The organism is Neisseria sp. P0009.S007, assembly GCF_051962515.1.
The window spans coordinates 1-967 of the sequence record NZ_JBQCVF010000585.1; the positions used below are offsets into that span (position 1 = coordinate 1).

Annotated in this window: 1 protein-coding gene and 1 pseudogene; one reads left to right on the plus strand and one right to left on the minus strand. The window is 48.9% G+C overall.

The window, feature by feature from the left end; all coding sequences use genetic code 11:
- Positions 1-127, minus strand: a pseudogene (locus ACTHS3_RS14965) (type B 50S ribosomal protein L31); the annotation flags it as partial.
- A 171-nt stretch (positions 128-298) separates the two neighbouring features.
- On the opposite strand from ACTHS3_RS14965, the gene ACTHS3_RS14970 reads away from it, so the two are divergent.
- Positions 299-967 (plus strand): potassium transporter TrkG (locus ACTHS3_RS14970; RefSeq protein WP_440368365.1); only part of this gene is annotated, 669 nt, incomplete at its 3' end.

The following is a 967-nucleotide window of genomic DNA, read 5'->3' on the forward strand; positions in this document are numbered from 1 at the left end:
CTCCGTCTTTCCAAACCATGGTTTTTCCGTGGGTATTGGCGCATGAACGGATGAGCCATCCTTGGTCTGCGCCGCTGTCGTAAAACAGGACGGTACGATAGTTGTCCGGGTGGATATTAGGTTTCATTTCTTTCTCCAGTAAATGTTATGGTATAACATTATACTCCTAGAAAAAGAGCAGGCAAGTATTTTTTGTTTTTCTTTATCACGGGATTGTGGCATTTTGATAAAATATGCGGTTTCAGGCGGCCTTTTTTATGAGGCCGTCTGAAACATTTTGTTTTCTGATGATAGGAATATGATGTATCTGCATAAGGGTTTCAGATTGGGCGGTGCGGTAAGCAAGGTGATGCCGATTGTCCATGTATTGTCCAAGCTGGGGCTGTTGTTTTCATTGCTGTTGGCCGTGCCGACACTGATGTCGTATTTTTATCACGACAGCGCGTTTCTCGTGTTTGCCTATACGGCTTTGACCGTATTGCTGGTGTCGTGCGTAACTTGGGTTCTGACGCTGCGTTTCAACCGTGAATTGCGGCCGCGTGACGGATTTACCCTGGTATTGATGCTGTGGCTGGCTTTTGCCGTCGTGGCGGCGATGCCGATTTATTTTTATATGCCGTCCATGAGTTTCACCGATGCGTTTTTTGAGGCGATGTCGGGACTGACGACAACGGGGGCAACAGTGATTTCCGGCTTGGATACGCTGGCGCCGTCGGTGAATTTTTGGCGGCACATGCTCAACTGGCTTGGCGGTATGGGTATTATCGTGCTGGCTGTGGCAATTTTGCCAATGTTGGGCGTTGGGGGGACGCAGCTCTTCAAAGCGGAAATTCCGGGTATGGATAAAGAAAGTAAGATGGCGCCCCGCATTTCGCAAGTGGCCAAACGGCTATGGTTTGCCTATGCGCTGACAACTGCTGCGGCTTTTGTATCCTTACATATTGCCGGTATGGGTTGGTTTGATGCC